Below are 25,389 nucleotides of genomic sequence, written 5' to 3'. Positions count from 1 at the left end.
CTACTGCGCGGAACGAGCGGGCGCGGCATCCGCCCGCTCGGGCACCTTCACGAAGAGCATGAGCACCAGCCCGGCGGCCAGCACCAGGACGATGCCGAGGACGCCCCAGTACGTCGCGCCGAAGAGCGCGATGAACGTCGACCAGAGCAGCGGGGACAGGAAGCTCGCCGCACGGCCGGTCGTGGCGTAGAGGCCGAAGATCTCGCTCTCGCGTCCGGCCGGCGTGACGCGGGCGAGGAACGATCGCGACGCCGCCTGCGCCGGTCCGACGAACAGCGTGAGGACGAGCCCGAAGATCCAGAAGGGCAGCTTGCCCGCGTCGTGCAGGAAGAAGACGATGAGCCCGGCGCCGACCAGGCCGCTGAGTGCGGTGAGGATGACGGCACGCGGCCCGAAGCGGTCGTCGAAGCGGCCGGCGATGATCGTCGAGACGCCGGCGAGCAGGTTCGCGGCGATGCCGAAGATCAGGACCTCGTCCGACGTGAAGCGGAAGGCGACGGCGGCGATGACGGCGCCGAACGCGAACACGCCGGCGAGCCCGTCGCGGAAGACCGCACTGGCCAGCAGGAACCAGAACGTCGGCCGCGACTCGCGCCAGAGCCGCGCGATGTCCTGCACGAGCACCGCGTAGCTGCGGAGGAACCCGACCTTCTCGCGCCCGGGCGCGGGCGGCGCCTCGGGCACGTACACGAGCACGGGCCAGGCGAACGCGAGTGTCCACACGGCGCAGCCGACCGCGATGACGCGGTAGACGAGGCCCTCCTCGGTGGGCATGCCCCACCAGTCGAACGCCGTCGCGACGACGACGAGCACGAGCGCCACGATCCCGCCGAGGTACCCGAGCCCCCAGCCGAGGCCCGAGACCTTGCCGACGGTCCTCGGCGTCGACACCTGCACGAGCATGGCGTTGTAGTTGACGCCCGCGATCTCGCTGAACACCGTCCCGGCCGCGATGAGCGAGATGCCGAGCACGAAGTACGAGGCCGTCCCCTGCACGAAGAACAGGCCGAACATGCACGCGACGAGCGCCGCCGTGGCGCCGGCCAGCCAGAGCTTGCGACGCCCCGCGGCATCCGCTCGCTGCCCGAGGACGGGTGCGAGCACGGCGATGAGCACGCCCGCGATCGTGATCGCCCAGCCGAGGCCGCTCGCGAGGTCGGCGAGGCCGCGCTCGTACGCCGGGTCGCCCTCCCCGAGCGCCGCGACCTCGGGATCGAGGAACCAGTCGCTCGTGAGGTACAGCGCCGTGAACACGAACGTGAGGATGACCGAGTTGAACGGCTGCGTCGCCCAGTCCCAGAGCGCCCACGACCACACCTGGCGCTTCGGGATGCTGCGCTCGGCCTGCAACTCCAGCCCCGTGACGGCGCGGAGCTCGGCGGTCGACAACGGAGGCGTGACGACACCGGGGCGGGTCGGGTGCGGGGGCTCGGGCGACTGGGGCTGGTCGGTCATGGGGGCGAGTCTTCCGACGTGGGGTGAACGGGCGGTGACGGCGCGCCCGGTCAGGGCCGATCCACGCCGATCCAGTGCAGGCTAGCGCCTGCCTCGCTCACCCCGATACCCCTCGGGCGCGCGGGCCCGCGCGGCGCGCCCTCGTCCGGAGCGGCGGCCGCGAGGCGTCCGTCCTCTCAGGCCGCCGCGTCGTCGGCGGCGGCGGACTCGCGCTTCACTGCCGAGATCTCGAACTCGAGCGTGATCTTCTCCGACACCAGCCATCCACCGGCGTCGAGTGCCATGTTCCACTCGAGGCCGTACTCGCGGCGGTCGATGCGGCGCGTGCCCTCGAAGCCCGCCCGCAGCACGCCGAACGCGTCGACCTGTGCACCCGTGAACTCGATCGGGATCGTGATCGGCTTGGTCACGTCGCGGATCGTCAGGTCGCCCGAGACCACGAGCGCGTGCTCTCCGACCTCCTCGATCCGCGTGCTGCGGAACGTGATGTCGGGATACTTCTCCACGTCGAAGAAGTCGGCGCTGCGCAGGTGCTCGTCGCGCTGCGCGTTGCGCGAGTCGATGCTCGCGACCTTGAGCACGATCTCGGCGTTCGACTTCTCGGGGTCGTCGAAGTCGACGTGCAGCGTGCCGGTCACGTCGTTGAAGGCGCCGCGGACATTCGCCACCATGGCGTGCTTGGCCGAGAAGCCGATACGGCTGTGACCGGGATCGATGTCCCAGTCGCCGCTCAGGTCGGGTCCGTTGTCGGTCATGATCTCCCCACGGGTCAGTGCACGAACCCGAATATCCTCTCATCCGCCCGGGTGGGAGAATGCCCACCGTCCGCCGACCTCACCGCGTGACGTCCCCGACCAGCTCCGCGAAGAGCTCCTCTGCGTCGCACTCGAGGCGCTGCCTCGTGAACCACTCGCAGACGTTGACGCAGTCGCGGTGCAGCAGGTCGAACCCGTTCGGGTTCGCCACGACGTCGACCACCTGCGGCAGGTCGATCGCGACCACGCGGCCGCGGTCGACGAGCAGGTTGTACGGCGAGAGGTCGCCGTGCGCGAGTCCGGCGTGCGCGAGCGTGCGCATGAAGCCGGCGACCTGGTGGAACAGTCCTCGCAGGTCGGCCGCGCTCGCGCGAACCTGCGCGAGGCGGGGTGCTGCGACCCTGCCCTCGCCGATGAACTCCATGAGCACCTCCGTCTCGCTCACCTGCACCGGGTACGGCACGGCCGCACCGAGCTCGGTGAGCCGCGAGAGTGCGGCGAACTCCGCGTACGCCCATTCGACGCGCGCGACCTCGCGGCCGTACGACGACGAGCGCTGCACGGCGCGCACGTCGCGCGAGCGGCGCGTCCCGCGTCCCTCGGTGTAGATCGCCGATCGGTGGAAGAGCCGGTTCTCGGCGCCGCGGTAGCGCTTCGCGGCGAGCAGCGTCGCGTTCCCGGGCACGTCGGCCGGCGCGCCGGGCACGGCGCGCTCGATGAGCCAGAGGTCGGCCTCCTTGCCGGTCTTCACGATGCCGAGCTCGGTGTCGATGGCGGCGGCGGAGGTGACGAGCCAGTCGGGCCGCGGCTGCGGCCCGCGCTCGCTGGGCTGGGTCGCCGGCCAGGTCGACCAGCGCTGGTCCTCGTCCGGCTCGACGTCCGAGAAGGCGAGGGGGGCGGATGCCGCGCCGAACGGCGCAGCGGAGGCCGCGCGCGATCGCGCGGCGGAATCGTCCAGTGACGACAGCATGTTCACGGTGGTGTCTCCGAGATCGTGGAGGCCACCGGTGCGGAATGCTAGCGGGCGGCCTCGCAGGGAAGGGTGTCTGCGATACGCGCGACAATGACGGTGTTCATCGCTTCACTCCCTCCGGTCTCGGCCCGCTCCGGGCACTCGCGGTCGCCCCGATCGGGCGACGGATGCCGCGTGGCGCGGCCCGCATGAGCATACGCCGCACCGCGGCATCCGTAAAGACCCCCGCGGCGGTCGGTCAACGGCTGTGATCGGCGAGGATCTGCTCGACGTCGATCTGCGCCAACAGGTGCTGCCAGTCGATGCCGCGTGCGACCTCCGCGACCTCCGGCTCGGCGAAGGCCTTGCCGTTGCGGTGCACGACGACGCCCCTCGGCACGTTCCGGTTGAGCTCGGCCAGGATCGCGTCGTCGACCGCCTCGGGGTCGAAGTCCGCACCGATGCGCTCGTAGACGTCGGCGGAGAGCGTGTACGAGACGATGCCCACCTCGATCGGTTCCGACATGCGTTCCTCCCCCTCTTCGTGGTGCCCGGACCGGGTCATCAGGCGCGTGCTGCGGCCGCCTCGTCGTCCTCGGTGGCGACGAGCTGCCCGCAGGCGCCGTCGATCTCCTTGCCGCGCGTATCGCGGATGGTGGTCGGGATGCCGGCGTCGGAGAGGCGCCGCACGAACTCTCGCTGGACCTCGACGTCGCTCGCCGTCCAGATCGACCCGGGCGTCGGGTTCAGCGGGATCGGGTTGACGTGCACCCACCCGCGGCCGCGCTCGTTGAGCTTCTCGGCGAGCAGGTCGGCGCGCCATCCGTGGTCGTTCATGTCCTTGATGAGCGCGTACTCGATCGACACGCGCCGCCCGGTCTTCTCGAAGTACTCGCGGGCGGCGTCGAGCGCCTCGTCGACCTTCCAGCGCGAGTTCACCGGGATGAGCTCGTCGCGCAGGCCGTCGTCGGGAGCGTGCAGGCTGAGCGCGAAGGTCACGGGGATGTGCTCCTCGGCGAGCTTGCGGATGGCGGGCACGAGGCCCACCGTCGAGACGGTGATGTTGCGCGCCGACATGCCGAGGCCGTTCGGGGCGGGCGCCGCCATGGTGCGCACGGCGCGCATCAGCCGCGCGTAGTTCGCGAGCGGCTCGCCCATGCCCATGAAGACGATGTTCGACACGCGCTCGGGCGTGCCGTCGTCGGCCCGCTTGCCGTGCAGCGCGCCGGACGCGATGACCCGGTTCGCCTCGACGACCTGCGCGAGGATCTCGGCGGCCGACATGTTGCGCGTGAGGCCGGCCTGGCCGGTGGCGCAGAACGGGCAGTTCATGCCGCAGCCGGCCTGGCTCGACACGCACAGGGTGATTCGGCCCGGATAGCGCATGAGCACCGACTCCACGAGCGCGCCGTCGTGCAGCTTCCAGAGGAACTTGATCGTGTCGCCGCGGTCGGTCTCGAGCCGCTTCACCTCGGTGAGGAGCGGCGGAAGGAGCCCGGCGACGAGCTCGTCACGGCCCTCCGCGGGGAGGTCCGTCATCTCGGCGGGGTCGCTCGTCCAGCGCGTGAACCAGTGACGCGCGACCTGCTTGAGCCGGAACGCCGGCATGCCGAGCTCCTCGGCCTTCGCCTTCCATTCCTCGGGGGCGAGGTCGGCGAGGTGGGCCGGCGGCTTGCCGCGCTTGGGCGACGCGAACTGCAGCAGGGGGCGCCCCTCGGCGTCCTTCGCCTGCTGCCAGCCCTCGGTCTTCGGGCGCACCTGACGGGGCGTGGTCGAGCGGATGCCGCTTCCGCTCGTCTCGCGGACCGCGCCGCCGAGCGGGGTCGCCGCGGCCTCCGCGGGGCGTGCGGGGGTCTCGGGCGCGTCGGTCGGCATGAGCCCAAGGGTACGCGCCGGGTCCGAGCGTCGGCTGGACGGGCGCTCAGCTCGTCGGGCGCAGGAATTCCGCGTAGATCGGCGTGCTGACGTAGACCAGGGTTCCGGCGTCGATGACGACGACGGGGCTGATGCCGTTCGCTTCGTCGGGCTGCCCACGGTAGCCGCCCGGCACCGGGTCGTCGCTCGGCGTGTAGCCGGCCGCCTCGAGCTGCGACAGCCACTCCTGCTCGTCGTCGCCGACCGCGATCTGCGCCACGTCCACCACGTTGTCGGTGTTCGGCTCGCCCCACGAGCAGACCAGACCGCCCTCGTCGGCGATCGCGAGGGCGACCGGGTCGAACAGGGTTGCGGCCCGCGCCTCGAGCCCATCGGCCTCGAGCTTCGCGTAGGCGGCGGGCGTGAGCACCGTCTCGCAGGTCGCCGGGATCGTGGTCGAGTCGGCCGTCGGCTCGTCGCTCGGCGAATCGGCGGGCGCAGTCGAAGCGCTCGCGGATTCCGGCGAGGCCGACGGGGCGGGGTCCCCGCCGGTGCATCCGACGAGACCGAGCACGAACAGGGCGGCGAGGACCGGCGCGACGGTGCGCGGGTGCGTGAGGCGGGTCATCCGCCCAGCGTACGGCGACGGGAACGCCCGGGCGGGTCGTTCCGCACAGCGACCGGCCCGCGCACCCGATGCCGTGCCCCGGCGCGGGCGTCGTCCAGTCGGCCGGCGGCTTCGCCTGGTCGTGCAGCCAGATCTGGAAGAACTCGTCGAGGTCCTCGCCGGAGACCTCCTCGGGCCGCCGCGCCGGCCGCGCCGGCCGCGCCGGCCGCACCGGCCGCTCCCAGTGCCAGCCTCGCGACCGCGATCCCGCCGACCCATCTCCTGCTCGACCTCATCGCTGCCGCTCCCCTCGCGCCGCCCCTCGCTCCGCCCCTCGCTCCGCCCCTCGCGCCGCCCCTGCTCCGCCCCTGCGCCGCCAGCCTCCCGCCCGTCGCGCAGCTCGAGATGCCACCTGTGCACGGTGTCGCGGCGTCGCGCCGTGCACAGGTGGCATTTCGATCGGGGCTCGGGCGCGCAAGCGGGGCTCGGGCGCGCAAGCGGGGCACACGGCGCGCGGGGCGCCGCGGTCGACGGTCAGGCGTCGCGCTCGCCCGTCCATCCGCGTGAGCGGAGCGCGCGTCCGAGTTGCGCGAGTGCGCGCTGCGGCGGGAGCATCCGGCCGATCCGGACCACGATCCAACCGTCGGCCGCGAGGTCGTTCAAGCGCTCCACGTCTCGGTGGAACTGCCGGTCGTCGAGGCGATGCTGCTCGCCGTCGTACTCCAGGAGGACGCGATACGGGCGGAACACGAGATCGCCGTGCACCGTCCAGCCCGAGCCCAGCTCGATGGGGGCGTTCAGCTCGGGTTCGGGGAAGCCGGCCCTCACGACCCGCAACCGGAGCAGCGATTCGCGCCGCGACGCCGATCCGGGGCGGACCTCGGCGAGGGCTTCGCGCAACCGGACCGCGCCGCGTCGAGACCCATGCCTCCGGACCGCGAGCCGAAGTTCCTCCGGCGTCGCGAGCGGCCGACGCCAGCCGACGAGTCGGTCGCCCGCGGCGATGAGGTCGTCTGCGCTGAGCGAAGCAGCCAGCTGACACCAGGCGTCCGCCGGAGCGACGAGGCGGACACCCCGGTGCTCAGCGGTCGGGATGCCGGTGCCCAGGCGGTGCCCGACGACGTCGCGCATGCGGGGCTCGCGGTGCGGCGCGGGGACCGCGACGTGCAACGGAAGGAGTCCGCGCCCGGGGAGCGGCAGACCCCAGAGCCGTGCGGCGGTCGCATGGCTGAACACATGCCCCGGAGCCATCCGCTCTGCGTAGGCGAGGCAGAGCTCGTCGAGCGTCTCGGTCCCGGCAGGCGCGCGCACCGCACGGAACGGGATCTCCAGGTCTCGCGCCCGGAGGCGGACACGCGAGACGCCGAGCTCGGCGGCCCGATGCACGTGGAACGGTCGGCCGACGATCGCGGGAGGGAGGGGCGACGGGGACTTCACGCGGTCAGCCTCCCGGTGGGGCACCGCAGGATGTCGCGGCACGACCGGACGAGTCGTGCGACCCGTCGGCGGCCGTCGTGTGCAGGACGGCTCGGCGAACGCGCACCCCCGCCTCCGCGGCATCCGCCCGCGCGCCCGCCCGGCCCAGCCGCCCCCGCCCCGCCCCGCCGCCACCCCCGCCCCGCCCAGCCGCGCCGGTCCTACACCGAGATGCCAGCTGCGGCGGAGAAGGAGGGCCCGGACGCATGCAGAGGTGGCATCTCGATCGATGGGGCGAGGGGAAGGAGTGGAACGGAGAGGAGAAGGGGGAGGTGGTTGGGCGCCGGAATACTGTGAGCCGACCGAGAGTTGAGTCGAGTAGGCTCAAGTTCAGCTGTTCCGACTTGACATCGATTCGGGCGCGCTCGACACTTGAGTCGGCGAGGCTCAAGTCTCGCCGAGCTACGGACTTCGGCCGCGGGCGGGCACCGCCGGGCCGATCGCCGGAGGGCGACTACCGCGAGACCCCCGGCAGAAGGAGAGACACACATGTCACGTGCAGTCGGAATCGACCTGGGCACCACGAACTCGGTCGTCAGCGTCCTCGAGGGCGGCGAGCCCGTCGTCATCGCGAACGCCGAGGGCTTCCGCACCACCCCGTCGGTGGTCGCGTTCACGAAGGACGGCGAGGTGCTCGTCGGCGAGACCGCCAAGCGCCAGGCCGTGACCAACGTCGACCGCACCATCTCGTCGGTCAAGCGCCACATGGGCACCGACTGGAAGTCGGCGGCCATCGACGGCAAGGAGTACACGCCGCAGGAGATCTCGGCGCGCATCCTCCAGAAGCTCAAGCGCGACGCCGAGCAGTACCTCGGCGACACCGTGACCGACGCGGTCATCACCGTGCCGGCGTACTTCAACGACGCAGAGCGGCAGGCCACGAAGGAGGCCGGAGAGATCGCGGGCCTCAACGTCCTGCGCATCATCAACGAGCCCACGGCCGCCGCGCTCGCGTACGGCCTCGACAAGGGCAAGGAGGACGAGCTCATCCTCGTCTTCGACCTCGGTGGCGGCACCTTCGACGTCTCGCTCCTCGAGGTGGGCAAGGACGACGACTTCTCGACCATCCAGGTCCGCGCGACGGCCGGCGACAACCGCCTCGGCGGCGACGACTGGGACCAGCGCATCGTCGAGCACCTCATCAAGCGGTTCAAGGACTCGACGGGCGTCGACGTGTCGAAGGACAAGATCGCCCTCCAGCGCCTGAAGGAGGCCGCCGAGCAGGCCAAGAAGGAGCTGAGCTCGAGCATGAGCACCAGCATCCAGCTGCCCTACCTCTCGCTCACCGAGAACGGCCCGGCCAACCTCGACGAGACGCTCACGCGCGCGCAGTTCGAGAACATGACCACCGACCTGCTCGACCGCACGAAGAAGCCCTTCGAGGACGTGATCCGCGAGGCCGGCATCAAGCTGTCCGACATCGCCCACGTCGTGCTCGTCGGCGGCTCGACCCGCATGCCCGCCGTCTCCGAGCTCGTCAAGAAGGAGACCGGCAAGGAGCCCAACAAGGGCGTGAACCCCGACGAGGTCGTCGCCGTCGGCGCCGCCCTCCAGGCGGGCGTCCTCAAGGGCGAGCGCAAGGACGTGCTGCTCATCGACGTCACCCCCCTGAGCCTCGGCATCGAGACCAAGGGCGGCATCATGACCAAGCTCATCGAGCGCAACACCGCCATCCCCACCAAGCGGAGCGAGACCTTCACGACCGCCGACGACAACCAGCCGTCGGTCGCGATCCAGGTCTTCCAGGGCGAGCGCGAGTTCACCCGCGACAACAAGCCGCTCGGCACGTTCGAGCTGACGGGCATCGCCCCGGCGCCCCGCGGCATCCCGCAGATCGAGGTCACGTTCGACATCGACGCCAACGGCATCGTGCACGTGTCGGCGAAGGACAAGGGCACCGGCAAGGAGCAGTCGATGACGATCTCGGGCGGCTCGGCGCTGCCCAAGGAGGACGTCGAGCGCATGGTCCGCGACGCCGAGGAGCACGCAGCCGAGGACAAGAAGCGCCGCGAGTCCGCCGAGACCCGCAACCAGGCCGAGCAGCTCGCCTACTCGGTCGAGAAGCTCATCAAGGACAACGACGACAAGCTCCCCGCCGACGTCAAGTCGGAGGTCCAGGGCGACGTCGACGCGTTGAAGTCGGCCCTCGCCGGCGACGACGACGACGCGGTGAAGTCGGCGTTCGAGAAGCTCTCGCAGTCGCAGGGCAAGCTCGGCGAGGCGATCTACTCGCAGGGCCAGCAGGCGGATGCCACGGCCGGCGCCAACCCCGGCGAGGACGCGAACGCGTCGGGCGCCGAGGGTGCCGAGTCCTCCGATGAGGACGTGGTCGACGCCGAGGTCATCGACGACGAGGACGAGAAGAAGTAACCATGGCCGACGAGAACCAGAACCACGACGAGCCGATCATCCGGGACAAGCGGCGGATCGACCCCGAGACGGGTGAGGTTCGCAAGGCGCCCGAGGGGGCGGATGCGTCCGCTCCCGCGGGGGCGCCCGGTGCGACGGATGCCGCGGCATCCGCTTCACCGGACGCAGCCGACGCCGACACGGTCGCCGAGGGCGACGAGGAGCTGACGGTCGACGACATCCTCAACGCGGCGCAGGCCGAGGTCGAGGATCCGTCGGCGGAGCACCTCGCCGACCTCAAGCGGGTGACGGCGGAGTACGCCAACTACCGCAAGCGCACCGAGGCGAATCGCGAGGTGGAGCGGGAGCGCGCGATCGGCGCGGCGGTCGCGGTGCTGCTGCCGGTGCTCGACGACCTCGACCGGGCCGAGAAGCACGGCGACCTCGACGGGGACACCCCGTTCGCGACGATCGCGGCGAAGCTGCGCGCCTCGGTGGAGAAGCTGGGCCTCGCCAAGTTCGGCGAGGTCGGCGAGCCCTTCGACCCGCAGCGCCACGAGGCGATCTTCCAGCAGCACTCCGACGAGATCGAGGTCGACACGGTCGCCGACGTCGTGGAGACCGGGTACCTGCTCGGCGGCACGCTGCTGCGCGCGGCCAAGGTCGTCGTCAAGACGCCCGCGTGACGCACGGCGGCCGGCCCGCGGCATCCGGTCATCGACCGGACGCTGCGGGTCGGCCGCTCATCACCCGCTAGATTTCGAGGGAGGAGGCGCCGATGGCCAGCCAGGATTGGTTCGACAAGGACTTCTACGCCACGCTCGGCGTCTCGAAGGACGCCAGCGACGCCGACATCAAGAAGGCGTACCGCAAGCTCGCGCGCAAATACCACCCCGACCAGAACCCGGGGGATGCCGCGGCCGAGGCGAAGTTCAAGGAGATCAGCGAGGCGAACTCCGTGCTCTCCGATCCCGAGGAGCGCAAGGAGTACGACGCGGTCCGCGCCATGGGCGGCGGCGCCCGCTTCACGGCGCCGGGCGGTGCCGGCGCAGGCGGCTTCGAGGACGTCTTCGGCGGCATGTTCGGCCAGCAGGGCGGCGGCACCCGCTACACATTCCGCCAGGGCGGCGCGCCCGGCGGCGACTACGACGACCTGCTCGGCGGGCTCTTCGGCGGCGGCCGCTTCGGCCAGCCGACCGGCGGCTACCGCGGCTACGGCGGCCCGACGAAGGGCCGCGACGTGACCGCGTCGACCACGCTCGACTTCATCACCGCGACCAAGGGCGACCGCATCACGCTGCAGACCGCCGAGGGCCGCGAGATCAGCGTGAACGTGCCCGCGGGCGTCGCCGACGGCCAGAAGATCCGCCTGCGCGGCAAGGGGCACCCGTCGCCCGACGGTGGCGAGGCCGGCGACATCGTGCTCACGGTGAAGGTGCGCAAGCACCCGGTGTTCGAGCGCGACGGCCTGAACCTCCGCGTCACGGTGCCCGTCACCTATGCGGAGGCCGCGCTCGGCGCGACCATCCAGGTGCCCACCCTCGGCGGCGAGCCGGTGAAGCTGCGTGTCGCGCCCGGCACCCCGAGCGGGCGCGTGCTGCGCGTCAAGGGTCGCGGCGTCGAGACAAGGAAGGGCACGGGCGACCTGCTCGCGGTCGTCCAGGTCGCGGTGCCGGCGCACCTGTCGAAGGACGCGGAGGAGAAGCTCCGCGAGTTCTCGGGCCTGCTGCCCGACGAGGACCCCCGCGAGGACCTCCTCGCCAAGGCCCGGAGCGCCTGATGCAGGTCGATGGCGAGAGCCCGCTGTTCGTCATCTCGGTCGCGGCCGAGCTGGCGGGCATGCACCCGCAGACGCTCCGCCAGTACGACCGCATGGGACTCGTCTCCCCGAAGCGGACCGCCGGCAAGTCCCGTCGCTACTCGATGCGGGACGTCGCGCAGCTCCGTGAGATCCAGCAGCTCTCGAGCGAGGGCGTGAGCCTCGAGGGCATCCGCCGCGTGCTCGGGCTCGAGAATGAGGTGAACGAGTTGCGCGTGCGCGTGCGGGAACTCGAACGCGCGCTCGCCGACGAGATGCTGAACCGCCCGGGCCGCCGCGTGTTCGCAGCCGGCTCCGAGGGCGAGGTCGTCACGCTCCGGTCGGGCACGCGCGTGCGGCGCGAGAACGCGGTCGTGGTGTGGCGACCGCTCGAGCGGGGCTGACACCGGGCGCGCGCCGATCCCACTGCAGCGGGATTATACAGATCTCGATCCTGATGCCAAGCGCTTTGACCGATTCCGGATACCGTGGGCAGAATGCTCAGGTCCCCATCCGGGGCGGGGAAGGTGCGACATGCGATCCGAGCAGTGGGTGATCCGCGAGTTGCCGCGCGCGGCGGCCCGCGGTGAGATCGCCGCCGTCTTCCAGTCCCAGGTCGATGCGACGAGTGGCGACACCGCGGCGCTCGAGGCGCTGAGCCGCTGGTACCACCCCGAGCGCGGCGTCATCCCTCCTCAGGACTTCATCCCCATCGCGGAGGAGAGCCGGTCGATGGACGCCCTCGGCGACGCGATGCTCCGGGCGGCGTGCCGGTACGGTGCCGCCCTCCTCGCAGCCGATCGGCGCATCGAGATCGCCGTGAACGTCGCGGCCGTCCAGCTCGCGAACGCCGGTTTCGCCGACGGAGTGCTGCGCCGGCTCGGCGAGTTCGCGCACCCTCCGGCACTCCTCACGCTCGAGCTCACGGAGTCCCGTCCGTCGCCGGCATCCGCCACCGATGAGCTCCACCGGCTGCGCGCGCTCGGCCTCGGGATCTCGCTGGACGACGTCCGGACCGTGGACGAGGCCGAGTTCCGAGCTCGAGGCCTGCCGATCAGCGAGGTCAAGGTCGATCGCTCGGTGATCGAGCGCCTCCCGGAGGACGACGAGGTCGCCGCCGCACTGGTCGCGTACGCCCGGCGACACGGCCTGCGTTCGGTCGCCGAGGGGGTCGAGAACGAACGGCAGTGGGACGCGGTCCGGCGCCTCGGCTTCGATCGCGCGCAGGGCTTCCTGTTCGGGCGTCCGATTCGGCCCGAGCAGATGTCCGAGCGCCTCGCCGCCGAGGCCGCCGGTCCGGGTCAGAGGGAACTGTAGGGGTCCGGGAAGGTCTCGTCGGGGCCGCCGCTCGAGCCCGACCCGGTGCCGGGGCCCTCGCCCTCGCCGATGTCGAGCTGCGTCCAGGTGACGGGCATGCCCGGCGAGAAGAGGATGTCGACGCCCGGGCCGCCGCGCAGCGGCGGGATGTTGACGTAGCCGCCGCCGGCCTTGACGGCCTCCAGGACCTTCGCACGCAGCTCGTCGACGGGGTCGGGGAGGAAGTAGTCCTTGCCGTCGACGGTCAGACGATGGATCAGCACGATGTGTCTCCGTTCTGTGGGAGGTGGGAGGTGGGAGGTGGTCGGGGAATCGGCGCCGGAACCGAACCGGGCGGATCAGCTGGGTGCGCCCTCGGCCGGTTCCGGCACCCAGTGCAGGCCGGCGCGGCTGTTCGCGCTGTCCATGAGCACTTCGAGCCAGACCCGATTGAGCTGCGGCGCGCGATTGCCGCTGAACCGGAAATGCACCTGCGCGGAGGGGCTGATCCAGATCGCGCTGCGACCGCTGCCGCGCTCGACCCCGTGGCTCCAGGTGAACATGAACTGCTCCCCCCGTTGCAGCTTCGCCGCGATGACGAACTGGAGGTGCGCGAGTGTGCGGTCCTCGATCTCGAACTCGGAGATGCGCGGACCGTAGATCAGCGTGCCCATGCCATTCCTCTCGATGTCAGCCGGTGCGGGGGCGTGCGGTGCGGCGTCATGCGCCCGTGTCCGGTTCGGGGAGCAGTCGGAGCCCGCCGGCCGAGTTGGCGGCCTTGGTCAGCAGTTCCAGCCATTGCGGGTTGAGCTCGGGGACCTCCGCCTGCTCGAACTGGAACGTCATCGGGATCGTCGGACTGCACCAGACCGACGTCCGGGGTGATGCGGCCTCCTCGTCGACCCAGGTGAACGCGAAGTGCTCACCGCGTCGAAGCTTCGACCAGATCACCACCTGCAGGTGCGCGAGCGTCCGGTCGTCGAACGCCGCCGAGAGCTTGGAGTCGTACTCCAGGGTTCCCATGTCGCCTCCTTCCTCAGGCATCGGGTGCACGGGTGTGCAGGGCACCGACGGGGTGGGTCGGCGCCGGATCGTCTCGGCTGCTACGCCGAGACCGAGGTCACGCGATTGCGACCCGTCCGCTTCGAGACGTACATCGCCTCGTCGGCCAGGTGCAGGAGCCGGTCGGTCTCCACCGGTCCGGACCGGAGTCCGGGATCCCACGTCGCGACGCCGATGCTCGCGGCCACGGCGTACCTCGCCGGGAGGCTCCGCAGCGGCCGCTCGACCTCGAGCCTGAACCGCTCCGCGAGCACCCCAGCGGACGTCGCATCCGCGTTCCGGCACACGACCACGAACTCGTCCCCACCGTACCGGGCGACCAGGTCGGACGCCCGGGCCGCATGGCGCAGCCGCCCGGCGACCTCGACGAGGACGTCGTCCCCGAGCCGGTGGCCGAGTTCGTCGTTGATCGGCTTGAAGCCGTCGAGGTCGATGAACACGACCGAGAGGGGTCGCCCGTCGCGTTCGGCGCCCGAGATCTCGGCGTCGAGTCGCTCCTCGAGCAGCTTCCGGTTGCCGAGTCCCGTGAGCTGGTCGTGGAGCGCCCGGTGCGCGAGCTCGTCCTGGAGCCGGACCCGACGGAGCACCTGGGCGGCGTGGCGCGCGATCGCGGCCTCGACGGCGAGGGTCTCGGCGTCGAAGTCCTGGTCGCGATCGTAGAAGCACAGGAGGATGCCCTTCGTTCCCGTGGCGCCGCGGAGCGGGGCGATGCTGAGCGCGGAGAGGTGCTGCTCCCGCATCGCGGAGCCGAGGTCGGGGGCGATCGCGTCCGCCTGCTCGAGCCGTTCGACGGTGACGATCTCACCGGTCTCGATCGCCTGCGACACGAGACCGACGATCGCGGTCGAGAGCAGCGGGTCGACCTGCACGCCGTCGGCGATCACCCCGGTCTCCTGATTGCCGTTCAGCAGCAGCACGGCCGCGCCGACCGCGAGGAGGCCGGTCCGCGCGCGCGAGATGAGGGCCTCGGCGAGCTCCTGCTCGTTCATGGCGAGGCCGAAGGCGATCGAGGCGTCCTGGAGGAGTCGCACCCGTGCCTCGGACGCCTCCGCCTGCCGGCGGGCCAGGAGGAGCTGGCGTTCGCGTTCCTGCCGCTCGGTGGCGTCGAACACGGCCGTCCGGATCTCCTCCTGCCGTCCGTCCTCGGCGGGTACGCGGATGGCGTTCACGAGCACGGGAAGGTCGCGTCCGTCGGCGCACCGGATCGACAGGGCGACCTCACGCGCCTCGCCGGACTGCTCGAGCACCGTGGCGTAGCGCGTCTCGTAGAACAGCTGGCCGGCCGTCGCGAGCAGGTCGACGAATCGGGATCCCACCAGCTCCGCGGCGCAGCGCCCGGTCCAGGCCTCGAGCGTGCCGTTCACGCGGGTGATGACGCCGTCGGGCGTCGTGGTGAGGTAGCCGCAGGGGGCGACGTGGAAGAGATCGGCGTACGACGAGTCCAGTTCGCGAGCGCCGCCGCCGATCGAGGTCTGCGTGTCGGAGATCGTCATCGGACGCGTCCGAGCGACCGTGCCGGTCGAGGGATGACCCGGGCGTGCACCGCAACGGCGTCGCCGCGGCATGCGGGCGTACTGAAGCTCATGCGGACCCCCAGGTGATCGGGTCGGCGCGAACGCCGGCGAGGTTTCGGTCGCGCAGAAGCGAACGCTGCACGTCGGTTCAGTGACTCTATCCGGCCCGCAGCATCAGGCCCGTATTCTTCCGGATCGAGTCAAGAGGGGTTGACCCGAGCCATGCTCGCGTGTAGTGGATCGGAGCGGTGAGACCGAGGTCCCGATGTCGGCGTCCCGGGTGCGTCAGGATCGTCGAGGATCCGAAGGAGGTCGCATGCGGTTCCTCGAGGATGCACCACGATTCCTGTTCTTCACTGGGAAGGGCGGCGTGGGCAAGACCTCCGTCGCCTGCGCGGCGGCGGTGGCGCTGGCGGATGCCGGGAGGCACGTCCTCCTCGTGAGCACCGATCCCGCCTCGAACATCGGCGAGGTGTTCGGGGCGACGATCGGGAACGTGGTCACCGCGATCGCGTCCGTGCCGCGGCTGTCGGCCCTCGAGATCGATCCCGAGCAGGCCGCGGAGGCGTATCGGCAGCGCATCCTCAGCCCGTTGCGGCACGCGATGCCGGACTCCGAACTCGAGGGCGTCCGTGAGAGCCTGTCCGGCTCGTGCACGACCGAGATCGCCTCGTTCGATCAGTTCACCGACCTGCTCCTCGATGGCGGCGAGGCGGCCGGCTTCGACCACGTCGTCTTCGACACGGCGCCGACCGGCCACACCATCAGGCTCCTCCAGCTGCCCGGATCCTGGAGCGAGTTCCTCACCGCTGGCGGCGATGCATCGTGTCTGGGGCCGCTCTCCGGCCTGGAGCGCCACACGGCGACGTACGCGAACGCCGTGGACGTGCTCACCGACCCCGATCGCACGAGACTCGTCCTCGTCACCCGTGCCCAGCGATCCTCGCTCGCCGAGCTCGAGCGCACCTTCGGCGAACTCGGCGAGATCGGGATGACGGGAGGGTACGTCGTGGTGAACGGCGTGCTTCCCGCTGACGCCGGCGACGAGCCGCTCGCATCGATGGTTCGGCGTCGCGAGGCGGAGGCGATCGCGGCCCTCCCGCCCCGCATCGCGGCGCTGCCCCGGGATGTGATCGACCTGCAGGCCGAGAACATCGTCGGCGTCGACGCCGTGCGGGCCCTGTTCGCCGGCGAGGGCCGTCGCTCCGCCGGCCGCGCCAGCCGGATGGGCGGCACCGCCCCGCAGCCGCCGCCGCAGTACCCGCCCTTGTCCTCTCTCGTCGACGAGATCGAACGCGACGGTCACGGTCTCGTGCTCTGCATGGGAAAGGGTGGTGTCGGCAAGACGACGATCGCCGCGGCGATCGCGGTCCGGTTGGCCGATCGTGGCCACTCGGTCCTGCTCACGACGACGGATCCCGCGGCCCACCTCACGCGGACCATGGACGGCGGGACCATGCCGAACCTCGCGGTCGAGCGCATCGATCCGGATGCCGCGGTGCGGGCCTATCGCGAACGGGTCATGGCCACGAAGGGGAAGGCGCTCGACGACGACGGGCGTGCGGCGCTCGCCGAGGACCTGATGTCGCCGTGCAACGACGAGGTCGCGGTGTTCCACGAGTTCTCCCGTGCGATCTCGGAGGCGCGCCGCCGGTTCGTGGTCGTCGACACCGCACCGACCGGTCACACCCTGCTCCTGCTGGACGCCACCGGCTCGTACCACCGCGAGATCGCACGTCAGATGGGTGGCGCCACGGGGTTCATCACGCCGCTCATGCGTCTGCAGGATCCGGGGCTGACCAAGGTCGTGCTGGTCACCTCGCCGGAGACCACGCCGGTCCTCGAGGCCGAGCGACTCGCCGCCGACCTCGAGCGAGCCGGCATCCACCCGTGGGCGTGGGTGGTCGACGGTTCCATCGCCGCGGCCGGCCCGCAGTCCCCGTTCCTCCGACGACGTGCTGCGAACGAGCTCGCGCAGATCGCCCGGGTGGGCGGCATCGCGAAGCGCATGGCGCTCGTCCCGTTGCTGGCCGAGGCGCCGGTGGGCGTGCCTCGTCTCGCGGCCTTGACGGTCGGCTGATCAGGTGAGCGCCTCGACGGCCCGCGCCTCTCCCGGTCCGTCCGGCTCATCGCGATCGCGGATCGGCCATCACTGCGCCGGGACGTTCGCCGCCGCAGGCGCGATCTCGGCGAGCAGCCGCTCGACGTGGTCGCGGATGTCGTCGCGCACCCGTCGGACGCCGTCGAGGTCGAGGCCGGCGGGGTCCTCGAGGTGCCAGTCGAGGTACCGCTTGCCGGGGTAGACCGGGCAGGCGTCGCCGCAGCCCATGGTGATGACCGCGTCGGCGGCGCGCACGACGTCGTCGGTCAGCGGCTTCGGGAACTCCTCGCCGAGGTCGATGCCCTGCTCGGTCATGACCTCGACGACCGAGGGCAGGATGGCGCCCCCCGGCTCAGAACCGGCCGAGCGGACGTGCACGCGGCCGCCGCCGAGCTCGCGCATGAGCGCCGCCGCCATCTGCGAGCGCCCCGAGTTCTGCACGCACACGAACAGCACCTCGGGCACGGCCTTGGGGATCGCGCCCTTCGCCTGCGCCAGCGCGGTGAGCCGCTCGTTCGCGAACCGGTAGGCGAGGCTCGGCAGGTGCACCGTGATCTTCGCGGTGCGGAGGAGCCCGGCGTACGACTCGAAGACCACGCGCTCGACGGTCTCGGCGTTCACGATGCCGTCGAAGTGCGCCGCGAGCCGCTCGGCGCTGCGGTGCAGCACCTCGTGCGGGTCGTCGAGGGCGGCCTGGCCGGTGCGGGCGGTCATGCGCGGGCCGCCTCCGGGAGGATCTCGCCGAGCAGTTCCTCGATGCGGCGGCGGATCTCGTCGCGGATGGGGCGCACGGCCTCGATGCCCTGGCCGGCCGGGTCGTCGAGCTCCCAGTCCTCGTAGCGCTTGCCCGGGAAGATCGGGCAGGCGTCGCCGCAGCCCATCGTGATCACGACGTCGGATTCGCGCACGGCCTCGGTGGTGAGCACCTTGGGCGTGTTGCCGGCGATGTCGATGCCCTCCTCGGCCATAACCTGCACGGCGACGGGATTGATCTCGTCCTTCGGTGCGGAGCCGGCCGAGAGCACCTCGACGCGGTCGCCGCCGAACTCGCGCAGGTAGCCGGCGGCCATCTGCGAGCGGCCCGCGTTGTGCACGCACACGAACAGGACGGTGGGCTTGTCGGACATGGTGACCTCTTTCGCTCGATCTCCCCAAAGCATAGATCGTAATCTATGCGTTGTCGAGCGGATGCCGCGGGCTCGCCGCCCTCAGGCGAGGCTCGCGATGAGCTCGCGCACCCGGCGATCGATGTCGTCGCGGATGCCGCGGACGTCCGAGAGCGGACGGCCGACCGGATCGTCGAGTTCCCAGTCCTCGTAGCGCTTGCCCGGGTAGACCGGGCAGGCGTCGCCGCAGCCCATCGTGATCACGACGTCGGCGGCACGGACGACCTCGTCGGTCAGCGGCTTGGGGTACGCGCCGCCGACGGGCACGCCGATCTCGTCGAGCACCCCGACGACGGCGGGCGACACGGCATCGGCGGGCTCGGAGCCGGCCGTGCGCACATGCACGCGATCGCCCGCGAGGTGCCGCAGGATCGCTGCGGCCATCTGCGACCGCCCGGCGTTCTGCACGCACACGAAGAGCACCTCGGGCGTGGTCGAACCGGCCCCCCTGCCCTGCGCCGCGAGTGCGGCGAGGCGCTCGGCGGCGAAGCCCGCCGCACGTGACGTGAACCGCGTCGACACCCCGCTGCGCTCGGCGAGCAGGTCGCGGCTCTCGCGCACGTAGCGCTCGACGGTCTCGCGGCCGAAGGTGCCCGCGAAGCGGGCGGCGAGGTCGTCGACCACGCGCTCGATCGCCGCCTGGTCGGGCGCCGACACGGGTGCGCCGAGGAGCTCGGTGACGCGGTCGAGCCGATCGGGGGCGATCGAGTACCAGGCGCGGCGCCCCTCGGGCTCGCGCACGAGCAGGCCATCGTCGAGCAGCGCCTTCGCGTGGTGCGACACCGTCGGCTGCCGGAGCCCGAGCTCGTCGGCGAGCGCGGTCACGGTGGCGCGACCGTCGGGGCTCGCCAGGATGAGCGCGAGCATGCGCGCGCGCGTCGGGTCGGCGATCAGCGCGAGGCCGCCGGCCGCGGCATCCGTCCCGCCCATCTGCATAGACGTCAGTCTATGCGAGCGCGGTGCGCCGAACCCCGGTGCAGGAGAATCCGCGCGATGCGCCCCCAGGCCGGGCCGTCCACCGGATGCTCATGCACGCGTCGAGCTGGGCGACGCCGCGGCTGGCAGGCGGGCAGGCGGGCAGGCGGCAGGCGGGCGGATCAGCAGCAGCCGCTCGACCCGTCGAGGCTCGTCGAGCACACCCCCGTGGCCGGCAGCGCGAGCTGCACGTTCGCCGCGCCGGCGGTGTCGCCCGCGAGCCACGCCGCGATCGAGCGGACCTGCTCGTACCCGGTCGCGAGGAGGAACGTCGGCGCCCGGCCGTAGCTCTTCATGCCGGCGAGGAAGAAGCCGTCCTCGGGCTGGCGCAGCTCGGCGAAGCCGTGCGGCTCGACGGTGCCGCACGAGTGCACGTTCGGGTCGATGAGCGGTGCGAGGCGCCTCGGCGCCTCGACCACGTCGTCGAGCTCGAGGCGGACCTCGCGCAGCATGCCGAGGTCGGGCCGGAAGCCCGTGGCGTTCACCACGACGTCGGCCTCGTGCTCGACGAGTTCGCCGCCGCGCGAGCCGACCATGCGGACCCCGCCGTCGGCGGCCCGGCCGAGCCGGACGATCTCGAACCGGTCGAGCACGTCGATGCGTCCGGCCGCGACGAGGTCGTCGACGCGACGCCCGATCGAGGCGCGCGCGGCGAGCCCGTCGTCCTCCGAGGTCGTCACGCGCACGGCGGTGGCGTTGCGGATCGCCCACGTGACGCGGGTCCCAGGCACCTCGCGCGCGAGCGCGGCGAGGGCGAGCAGGGTGTTCGCGGCGGAGTGCCCGGCGCCGACCACGGTCACGCGGCGGCCCGCGAAGCGGGCGCGGTCGGCGCCGAGCACGTCGGGCAGCGCGTGCGTCACCGAGTCGGCGACCTCGTCGAGCCCGAGCGGGTCGAGGCCGCTCGAGCCGAGCGGGTTCGGGGTGCGCCAGGTTCCCGACGCGTCGATGACGGCGCGCGCCGCGACATCCTGCACCGCACCGGATGCCTCGCGCACGCGCAGCACGAACGGCGTCGCCGCCCGCCCCGCGGTCCGGGTGCGGTCCATGCCCTCGCGCCCGACGGCGGTGACGTCGACCCCGAGGCGGATGCGCGACGCGATCGGTTCGAGCGCGGCGAGCGGCTCGAGGTACTGCTCGACGAGCTCGGCACCGGTGGGCAGGCCGTCCTCGGTGGGGTGCTGCCATCCGGACGCCTCGAGCAGTCGCCGCGAGGCGGGGTCGACGAGCATGCGCCACGGCGAGAAGAGGCGGATGTGGCCCCACTCGCGGATGCTCGCGCCGACCCGGTCGCCGGCCTCGAAGACGAGGACGTCGATGCCGCGCTCGATGAGGTTCGCCGCGGCGGCGAGCCCGATCGGGCCGGCGCCGATGATCGCGACGGGCAGCGTGTCGAGGCGCTCGGAGCGCGTCGCGGGGCGGGTGAGGTCGAGCAGGGTCATGTCGGGCCTTTCCGGAATATCGAAGTTCGTCGATGCCCAGTGTCGTCCCATCCATCGAAGTTTGTCAATATTCAGGATAGGATCGATCACATGAGGACCTTGGAGCTCACTCCCGTCGCCACCGGCGTCGGCCCGTCCACGGGCGCGAGCGGCGGCGCCTGCTGCAGCCCGCTCGTCACCGAGCCGATGGACGCCGAGCGCGCCGATCAGCTCGCCGCCTCGTTCAAGGCCCTCTCCGATCCCACGCGACTGCGACTGCTGTCGATCGTCGCGAAGTCGGAGGGCGAGGAGGCGTGCGTGTGCGACCTCATCGAGCCCGTCGGCCTGAGTCAGCCGACCGTCTCGCACCACCTGAAGATCCTCACGACGGCGGGGTTCCTCGAGCGCAGCAAGCGCGGCACGTGGGCCTACTACAGGCTCGTGCCTGGCGCCCTCGACCGGATGTCGCAGCTCCTCGCCGACGCCTGACGCCTGACGCCCGACGCGTGCGGCGCGCGACAGGCCGGCTCAGCGACCCCAGGCCGACGCGGGCGCCGCGACGACGGGCACGGGGGACGTCGACCACCACGCGCCGTTGCCGTAGTGGCTCGACGCCCAGGGCGATGCCCAGATCGCCCGCGCAGTGGCATCCGCCGACGTGCCGGCCTCGAGGCCCGCGACGATGCCCGCGTAGAACGAGCGCTTCTCCAGGTTGGAGGCCGCGTACTCGGCGGCCGTGACGAGCGTGTCGTAGCTGCCGAGCCCGCTGCCCCCGCCGGAGCCGTACCCGTTGTTCAGCGGGTTGTTTCGGTTCCACCAGTTGTCGGGCCCGTTCTCCTCGCGCATCCACTCGACCATGAGCCGCACGTTCTCGTCGGTGAGCGGCCAGTCGCCGAAGACCAGCACGAGCTTCGCCCAGTCGTAGTTCGTCCCGGAGTCCACGAGCGTCTCGGGCCCGGTCGTCGTCGAGTAGCCCTCGCGCGAGACGCTGGCGGGCGCGATGTCGCCATCGACCTCGACCGCCTGGACGTCGCCGGCGAACGGCGAGAGCGAGGTGACGGACGCCTCGGCGACCGGCAGCTCGGCGCGGGGGAGCGGTGCGAGCGCGAGCGTCGAGAGCAGGCCGGCGACGGCGAGGGTGGCGCCCGGTGCGGCACCGATCCGGCGGCGAGGGCGGGCGGATGCCGCAGCCCGGCGCGGCGAGGGCGGCGCGACCCGAGGACCGGATGCCGCGGCGCGGCGTCCCGACGGCGCAGACGACGGACGCCGCGTGGTCGATCCCCTCGCCGCGCGGCGCTCCCCCGGTGCTCCCGCCATGCCTCGCATTCGGGGGCCGAACCTACCAAACGAGGCTGATGGCCGCCACCGGGTCGCGCGGCCGGGCGCGAGCTGTCGCTCAGTCCTCGGTGAGCGAGCGGAGCGTGTGGAGGTTCGGCACCTCCGTGGTCGACGGCTGCGTCTGCACGAGCATCGCCCGGTCGAGGCTCTCGATGCTGAACCCGCTCAACGCCCAGCCGAGCGGCGGCATCACGGCCGGCACCGTGGAGGGTGCGACGATGACCTCCAGGCCCGGCAGGCATCCGTCGTTGGCGCAGTCCTGCACCTCCTCGATGACGGCCGCGCCCGCGCGGTCCTCCTCGCCGATCGTGACGAACGCCGCCGTCGCGCGCTGACGCAGCGCCTGCTCGGTGCTCGCCTTGGTCAGCGCCGGGTACCCCACGAGCGGCACGAGCGGCTCCGCGGTCACGTCCTCGAGGCTGCGCCGGAGGTCGTAGCCCGCCGAGTTCCTGAGGTACACGAGGATCGGCACGATCGGATCCGCGTTCGGGTGCTGCCGGTTCCACGCCGCGATGCGATCGGCGATGACCGGTGCCAGGTCGGCGGCCGTGCCGAGGCCCGTCGGTTCGGCGTACCCGCCGTCGACGAGCTGCATGCTCGCGTCACCGCAGACGCTCTCGCCGGGCATGCGTGCGGCCGGCGTGATCACCGCGAAGCGCGCGGAGAGCATCGCGGCGGTCGCCCAGTCCATCTCCGAGAAGCACGCGGACGCCACGGGGAGGCTCGCGGCCGGCGCCGTCGCGGGCATCTCGCAGCCGACGCTCGGGTCGGCCTCGACGGCGGCTGCGGCGGCCTCCGCGTCGGCGTCGGGCGCCGCTCCGGCGGCGCCGGATGTCGAGGGCGGCGCGGGCGACGGCCCGGCCTCTGTGGTGAGCCCGTTCGAGACGAGCACCTTGCACTTCGAGCGGATGTCGGTGGAGTTCAGCACCGGGATCCCGACGCGACCCGGCTCATCGAGTGCCACGGTCTCCTCGAGGCCGTTGACGGAGTCGACCCAGATCCCCTCGATGAGGGACGCCCGGTCCCGCCACGCCCATTCGCCCGCCACGTTCGACGGCATCCGCAGCCCGGTCACCGAGGCGACCAGGTCGCCCACCAGCAGCGAGGCGGCGCCGGTGCCCACGGCGTCGGGACCGGCCAGCGCCTCGAGCTCCTTCGCGCTGCGACGCTCGGTCGCGGCGACGGCCAGCCCGACCGAGCCGCCGCTGACCCCGCTCGAGGCGAGCACCGAGGCCGACATGCAGTCCGCGTCGTCGACCGGGCCGCGGAGCTGGTCGAGCGCCCGGGCGGTCCAGTACGCCGCGCGGATGCCGCCGCCCTCGGCGACGACCACGAGGGCGGGCGTGAACTCCGCGTCGCCGACGCGGGCGGTGCAACCGGACGTCGCGAGCTGGTCGAGTCGGTCATCGACCTGGTCCTCGAACGACGTGTCGGCCTCCCGCGCCGCAGCGGCGTCGCCGCCGTTCGCGACCGCACCGGTGCGCGTGCCGTGCAGGCCCGGGTCGTCCGCACCGATCACGGGCGCGATGATCGCCCAGATCAACGGGATCGTGATGGCGAGCGTCAGCACCGGGTCGGCGCGGAGTCGGAGGAACCGGAAGACGGGCGCCGGTGGATGGTCCTGCAGCACGACCGTGAACGCACCGAGCACCGCGCCCCACGCGGTGAGCAGCAGCACCGCGAGCGCCGGCGCCCCGAACAGCGCCGCGGTCTGCACGGGCAGGAGGCCGATCAACGCCAGGAACGCGAGGCCGGCGACGAACCCGAGCACGATCACCATGAGGTGGATGCGCCGCCGCCGCGGCACGCCGGCGTCCGCATCCACGCGGACGGTCGGATCGAGGAGCAGCGGGACGTGCCACCTCCACCGCAGCAGCCACGGCGAGCCGACCGCCATGGCGAGCCCGAGCAGCAGGAGGACGACGGAGAACGGGTAGGTCAGTCCGCTCTCGTACCGGAGCTGACCGGCGAACACGGGCGCCGTGAACGATCGCACGAGGCCGAGTCCCGCGATCACCGGGATGGCGACGGCGATCGCGTCTCCCGTCAGCCACGCCCAGCGGGCGCGGTCGAGGCGGTCCGGCCGCGGAGTGATGCGCCACCCGGCATCCCACCACAGCAGCCAGGTGAGCATGACGAGCGCGGGCACCGCCAGGAACGCGATCGCCGCCCACCCCGGAAGCCAGGCCCCGGTCAGCCACCCGGTCGATCCCCAGAGCACGAGCCAGACGATGATCGGGGCGAGCCACCACAGCGCGTGCTTCCGGTGCGGCTCCACCTTCGTCACGTCGAATCCACGGACGCCTGAGGCCAGCGCGCGCGTGCGCGCCCGTCCGAGGGCCCATGCGCACAGCACGGCGATCGCGATCGCGATGAGGCCCCACGCCATGTGCAGCCCGGCCGTCGGATCCAGGTCGACCTGCGCCCACCGGCGCTGCAGGTCGGGCAGCTGGTCGAGCACGCCCTCGGTCGGGATGCACGTGAGGACCGCGAGCGCGAGGACGAGCACGGTCGAGAGGCGATGCAGCCAGAGCGCCTGCGCGAGACGGCGCACGGCGGTCCAGATCACCCGCCGCGCGAGCGCGTCCCGGAGGACGAAGATCCCGAGCAGCACCACGAGCGCGCACTTGAGCGTGCCGAGCACCGCCTCGGTGATCGCGATCGGCCCGAGCGGTGCCAGCAGGCCGGCCTGGTCGGCGGGGACCGGCGCTCCGCCGAACACGAGCAGCAGCGCGCCCCCGAGCAGCACGACGAACTCGGCGGCTTCGACGCCGAGCAGCACGATGAGGGCCGTGCGCGCGTACCGGCGCGGATCCTCGTCCCCCATCCGGGAGATGAGGCGCCTCGCCAACCAGAAGTACGCGGCGATGAGCGCCAGGTCGATGAGGATCGACGCGATGATCCATCCGCCGATCGAGCCGCGGCTCGCGCTCGACGCCCACTCGGCCCAGCTCTCCCGGGAGAGCAGCGCGAGGGGGCCGATCGTGCCGTTGAGCGACGCGCTGCGCCCCGACGCGCTCAGGGCGCCCGCGATGAGCCGGTCGATCTCGGCGAGCGCGATGATGGCCGCGAGCGCGACGGCCACCGCGACGATGGCGCGCAGCGCGCGCGGGCGCCTGGACCTCACCCAGCGCTTCAGCGACGCCGCGGCCCGCGCCTGCGCGGCCACGGTCGACGCCGAGGCGGGTTCGACGATCACGGCCATGGTCCCCCCTCCCGGCCTGGGCGTGACGATAGTCCTGCGACGGATGGCGCGCCGCGCCCCGTTCGGGG

General features: G+C 72.1%; 24 protein-coding genes. 7 read left to right on the top strand and 17 right to left on the bottom strand.

Annotated elements, in window-relative coordinates; translation table 11 throughout:
- The 7 genes from ACULK2_RS17065 to ACULK2_RS17035 form a co-directional block, all read right to left on the bottom strand.
- Entirely contained in the window at positions 1 to 1,455 is a 1,455-nt protein-coding gene (locus tag ACULK2_RS17065; protein WP_445967941.1) for an MFS transporter, read from the bottom strand.
- Between the two features lie 176 nt (positions 1,456 to 1,631).
- Positions 1,632 to 2,210, bottom strand: coding sequence for a YceI family protein (locus tag ACULK2_RS17060; protein WP_445967942.1), 579 nt, complete (start codon positions 2,208 to 2,210; stop codon positions 1,632 to 1,634).
- Between the two features lie 79 nt (positions 2,211 to 2,289).
- Positions 2,290 to 3,180, bottom strand: coding sequence for a serine protein kinase RIO (locus ACULK2_RS17055; RefSeq protein ID WP_445967943.1), 891 nt, complete (start codon positions 3,178 to 3,180; stop codon positions 2,290 to 2,292).
- A 241-nt stretch (positions 3,181 to 3,421) separates the two neighbouring features.
- On the bottom strand, positions 3,422 to 3,688 hold the full coding sequence (locus ACULK2_RS17050) for a hypothetical protein (RefSeq protein ID WP_445967944.1): 267 nt from the start codon (positions 3,686 to 3,688) through the stop codon (positions 3,422 to 3,424).
- Positions 3,689 to 3,726: 38 nt separating this feature from the next.
- A complete protein-coding gene (gene rlmN / locus ACULK2_RS17045) occupies positions 3,727 to 5,037 on the bottom strand; it encodes a dual-specificity RNA methyltransferase RlmN (protein ID WP_445967945.1) in 1,311 nt (436 codons plus the stop codon).
- A gap of 46 nt (positions 5,038 to 5,083) precedes the next feature.
- Positions 5,084 to 5,644, bottom strand: a complete 561-nt coding sequence (locus ACULK2_RS17040; protein WP_445967946.1) for a hypothetical protein — start codon at positions 5,642 to 5,644, stop codon at positions 5,084 to 5,086.
- Positions 5,645 to 6,157: 513 nt separating this feature from the next.
- Positions 6,158 to 7,060, bottom strand: coding sequence for a putative endonuclease domain-containing protein (locus ACULK2_RS17035; protein WP_445967947.1), 903 nt, complete (start codon positions 7,058 to 7,060; stop codon positions 6,158 to 6,160).
- A gap of 528 nt (positions 7,061 to 7,588) precedes the next feature.
- Between ACULK2_RS17035 and dnaK the strand changes: the two genes are divergently transcribed.
- The 5 genes from dnaK to ACULK2_RS17010 all read left to right on the top strand — a co-directional run bounded on the left by dnaK (position 7,589) and on the right by ACULK2_RS17010 (position 12,563).
- The gene (dnaK, locus tag ACULK2_RS17030; protein ID WP_445967948.1) at positions 7,589 to 9,469 is read left to right on the top strand and encodes a molecular chaperone DnaK; all 1,881 of its coding nucleotides are present in this window, start codon (positions 7,589 to 7,591) and stop codon (positions 9,467 to 9,469) included.
- A gap of 2 nt (positions 9,470 to 9,471) precedes the next feature.
- Positions 9,472 to 10,134, top strand: coding sequence for a nucleotide exchange factor GrpE (locus ACULK2_RS17025; RefSeq protein WP_445967949.1), 663 nt, complete (start codon positions 9,472 to 9,474; stop codon positions 10,132 to 10,134).
- A gap of 92 nt (positions 10,135 to 10,226) precedes the next feature.
- Positions 10,227 to 11,228 carry a DnaJ C-terminal domain-containing protein gene (locus ACULK2_RS17020; protein WP_445967950.1) on the top strand — a complete coding sequence of 334 codons (1,002 nt, stop codon included), beginning with the start codon at positions 10,227 to 10,229 and terminating at the stop codon, positions 11,226 to 11,228.
- On the top strand, positions 11,228 to 11,650 hold the full coding sequence (locus tag ACULK2_RS17015) for a heat shock protein transcriptional repressor HspR (protein WP_445967951.1): 423 nt from the start codon (positions 11,228 to 11,230) through the stop codon (positions 11,648 to 11,650). The genes ACULK2_RS17020 and ACULK2_RS17015 overlap by 1 nt, the downstream gene beginning before the upstream one ends.
- Positions 11,651 to 11,780: 130 nt before the next feature.
- A complete protein-coding gene (locus ACULK2_RS17010; protein ID WP_445967952.1) occupies positions 11,781 to 12,563 on the top strand; it encodes an EAL domain-containing protein in 783 nt (260 codons plus the stop codon).
- On the opposite strand, the gene ACULK2_RS17005 is transcribed toward ACULK2_RS17010, so the two are convergent.
- The 4 genes from ACULK2_RS17005 to ACULK2_RS16990 form a co-directional block, all read right to left on the bottom strand.
- The gene (locus tag ACULK2_RS17005; RefSeq protein ID WP_445967953.1) at positions 12,548 to 12,826 is read right to left on the bottom strand and encodes a hypothetical protein; all 279 of its coding nucleotides are present in this window, start codon (positions 12,824 to 12,826) and stop codon (positions 12,548 to 12,550) included. The genes ACULK2_RS17010 and ACULK2_RS17005 overlap by 16 nt on opposite strands.
- A 75-nt stretch (positions 12,827 to 12,901) precedes the next feature.
- Positions 12,902 to 13,216: a DUF7882 family protein gene (locus tag ACULK2_RS17000; protein WP_445967954.1), complete on the bottom strand. Its 315-nt coding sequence runs from the start codon at positions 13,214 to 13,216 to the stop codon at positions 12,902 to 12,904.
- Between the two features lie 46 nt (positions 13,217 to 13,262).
- On the bottom strand, positions 13,263 to 13,565 hold the full coding sequence (locus ACULK2_RS16995; RefSeq protein WP_445967955.1) for a DUF7882 family protein: 303 nt from the start codon (positions 13,563 to 13,565) through the stop codon (positions 13,263 to 13,265).
- Positions 13,566 to 13,645: 80 nt separating this feature from the next.
- Complete coding sequence (locus ACULK2_RS16990; RefSeq protein WP_445967956.1) at positions 13,646 to 15,097, bottom strand: GGDEF domain-containing protein; 1,452 nt, start codon at positions 15,095 to 15,097, stop codon at positions 13,646 to 13,648.
- Positions 15,098 to 15,434: 337 nt separating this feature from the next.
- On the opposite strand from ACULK2_RS16990, the gene arsA reads away from it, so the two are divergent.
- Complete coding sequence (gene arsA / locus ACULK2_RS16985) at positions 15,435 to 17,198, top strand: arsenical pump-driving ATPase (protein ID WP_445967957.1); 1,764 nt, start codon at positions 15,435 to 15,437, stop codon at positions 17,196 to 17,198.
- A 69-nt stretch (positions 17,199 to 17,267) separates the two neighbouring features.
- Here the strand turns inward: arsA and ACULK2_RS16980 are convergent, their stop codons facing one another.
- From ACULK2_RS16980 to ACULK2_RS16965, 4 genes are all read right to left on the bottom strand, one after another.
- The gene (locus ACULK2_RS16980) at positions 17,268 to 17,933 is read right to left on the bottom strand and encodes an arsenate reductase ArsC (RefSeq protein WP_445967958.1); all 666 of its coding nucleotides are present in this window, start codon (positions 17,931 to 17,933) and stop codon (positions 17,268 to 17,270) included.
- Positions 17,930 to 18,346 (bottom strand): arsenate reductase ArsC, encoded by a 417-nt coding sequence (locus ACULK2_RS16975; RefSeq protein ID WP_445967959.1) that lies wholly within the window; start codon positions 18,344 to 18,346, stop codon positions 17,930 to 17,932. The genes ACULK2_RS16980 and ACULK2_RS16975 overlap by 4 nt, the downstream gene beginning before the upstream one ends.
- An 81-nt stretch (positions 18,347 to 18,427) precedes the next feature.
- The gene (locus tag ACULK2_RS16970) at positions 18,428 to 19,321 is read right to left on the bottom strand and encodes a metalloregulator ArsR/SmtB family transcription factor (RefSeq protein ID WP_445967960.1); all 894 of its coding nucleotides are present in this window, start codon (positions 19,319 to 19,321) and stop codon (positions 18,428 to 18,430) included.
- A gap of 161 nt (positions 19,322 to 19,482) precedes the next feature.
- On the bottom strand, positions 19,483 to 20,799 hold the full coding sequence (locus ACULK2_RS16965; protein ID WP_445967961.1) for an FAD-dependent oxidoreductase: 1,317 nt from the start codon (positions 20,797 to 20,799) through the stop codon (positions 19,483 to 19,485).
- A 90-nt stretch (positions 20,800 to 20,889) separates the two neighbouring features.
- On the opposite strand from ACULK2_RS16965, the gene ACULK2_RS16960 reads away from it, so the two are divergent.
- Positions 20,890 to 21,267: an ArsR/SmtB family transcription factor gene (locus tag ACULK2_RS16960; RefSeq protein ID WP_445967962.1), complete on the top strand. Its 378-nt coding sequence runs from the start codon at positions 20,890 to 20,892 to the stop codon at positions 21,265 to 21,267.
- A 39-nt stretch (positions 21,268 to 21,306) separates the two neighbouring features.
- On the opposite strand, the gene ACULK2_RS16955 is transcribed toward ACULK2_RS16960, so the two are convergent.
- Positions 21,307 to 22,095, bottom strand: coding sequence for a hypothetical protein (locus ACULK2_RS16955; RefSeq protein ID WP_445967963.1), 789 nt, complete (start codon positions 22,093 to 22,095; stop codon positions 21,307 to 21,309).
- A gap of 79 nt (positions 22,096 to 22,174) precedes the next feature.
- Positions 22,175 to 25,321 carry a hypothetical protein gene (locus tag ACULK2_RS16950; RefSeq protein WP_445967964.1) on the bottom strand — a complete coding sequence of 1,049 codons (3,147 nt, stop codon included), beginning with the start codon at positions 25,319 to 25,321 and terminating at the stop codon, positions 22,175 to 22,177.
- Between the last annotated feature and the right edge of the window lie 68 nt (positions 25,322 to 25,389).

The sequence above is a fragment of the Agromyces molybdatiresistens genome (genome assembly GCF_052748445.2).
Note: the sequence above shows the minus strand (reverse complement) of the source record. Positions and strands in the feature narration are given on the sequence as shown.

Coding starts and splice junctions, on each gene's coding strand:
- ACULK2_RS17000 (WP_445967954.1), bottom strand. CDS start 13,216: ATGGGCACGCTGATCTACGGTCCGCGCATCTCCGAGTTCGAGATCGAG.
- dnaK (WP_445967948.1), top strand. CDS start 7,589: ATGTCACGTGCAGTCGGAATCGACCTGGGCACCACGAACTCGGTCGTC.
- ACULK2_RS17065 (WP_445967941.1), bottom strand. CDS start 1,455: ATGACCGACCAGCCCCAGTCGCCCGAGCCCCCGCACCCGACCCGCCCC.
- ACULK2_RS16980 (WP_445967958.1), bottom strand. CDS start 17,933: ATGACCGCCCGCACCGGCCAGGCCGCCCTCGACGACCCGCACGAGGTG.
- ACULK2_RS17020 (WP_445967950.1), top strand. CDS start 10,227: ATGGCCAGCCAGGATTGGTTCGACAAGGACTTCTACGCCACGCTCGGC.
- ACULK2_RS16965 (WP_445967961.1), bottom strand. CDS start 20,799: ATGACCCTGCTCGACCTCACCCGCCCCGCGACGCGCTCCGAGCGCCTC.
- ACULK2_RS16970 (WP_445967960.1), bottom strand. CDS start 19,321: ATGCAGATGGGCGGGACGGATGCCGCGGCCGGCGGCCTCGCGCTGATC.
- ACULK2_RS17040 (WP_445967946.1), bottom strand. CDS start 5,644: ATGACCCGCCTCACGCACCCGCGCACCGTCGCGCCGGTCCTCGCCGCC.
- ACULK2_RS16950 (WP_445967964.1), bottom strand. CDS start 25,321: ATGGCCGTGATCGTCGAACCCGCCTCGGCGTCGACCGTGGCCGCGCAG.
- ACULK2_RS17010 (WP_445967952.1), top strand. CDS start 11,781: ATGCGATCCGAGCAGTGGGTGATCCGCGAGTTGCCGCGCGCGGCGGCC.
- ACULK2_RS16955 (WP_445967963.1), bottom strand. CDS start 22,095: ATGGCGGGAGCACCGGGGGAGCGCCGCGCGGCGAGGGGATCGACCACG.
- ACULK2_RS17025 (WP_445967949.1), top strand. CDS start 9,472: ATGGCCGACGAGAACCAGAACCACGACGAGCCGATCATCCGGGACAAG.
- ACULK2_RS16975 (WP_445967959.1), bottom strand. CDS start 18,346: ATGTCCGACAAGCCCACCGTCCTGTTCGTGTGCGTGCACAACGCGGGC.
- ACULK2_RS17055 (WP_445967943.1), bottom strand. CDS start 3,180: ATGCTGTCGTCACTGGACGATTCCGCCGCGCGATCGCGCGCGGCCTCC.
- ACULK2_RS16960 (WP_445967962.1), top strand. CDS start 20,890: ATGAGGACCTTGGAGCTCACTCCCGTCGCCACCGGCGTCGGCCCGTCC.
- arsA (WP_445967957.1), top strand. CDS start 15,435: ATGCGGTTCCTCGAGGATGCACCACGATTCCTGTTCTTCACTGGGAAG.
- ACULK2_RS17060 (WP_445967942.1), bottom strand. CDS start 2,210: ATGACCGACAACGGACCCGACCTGAGCGGCGACTGGGACATCGATCCC.
- ACULK2_RS16990 (WP_445967956.1), bottom strand. CDS start 15,097: ATGACGATCTCCGACACGCAGACCTCGATCGGCGGCGGCGCTCGCGAA.
- ACULK2_RS17015 (WP_445967951.1), top strand. CDS start 11,228: ATGCAGGTCGATGGCGAGAGCCCGCTGTTCGTCATCTCGGTCGCGGCC.
- rlmN (WP_445967945.1), bottom strand. CDS start 5,037: ATGCCGACCGACGCGCCCGAGACCCCCGCACGCCCCGCGGAGGCCGCG.
- ACULK2_RS17050 (WP_445967944.1), bottom strand. CDS start 3,688: ATGTCGGAACCGATCGAGGTGGGCATCGTCTCGTACACGCTCTCCGCC.
- ACULK2_RS16995 (WP_445967955.1), bottom strand. CDS start 13,565: ATGGGAACCCTGGAGTACGACTCCAAGCTCTCGGCGGCGTTCGACGAC.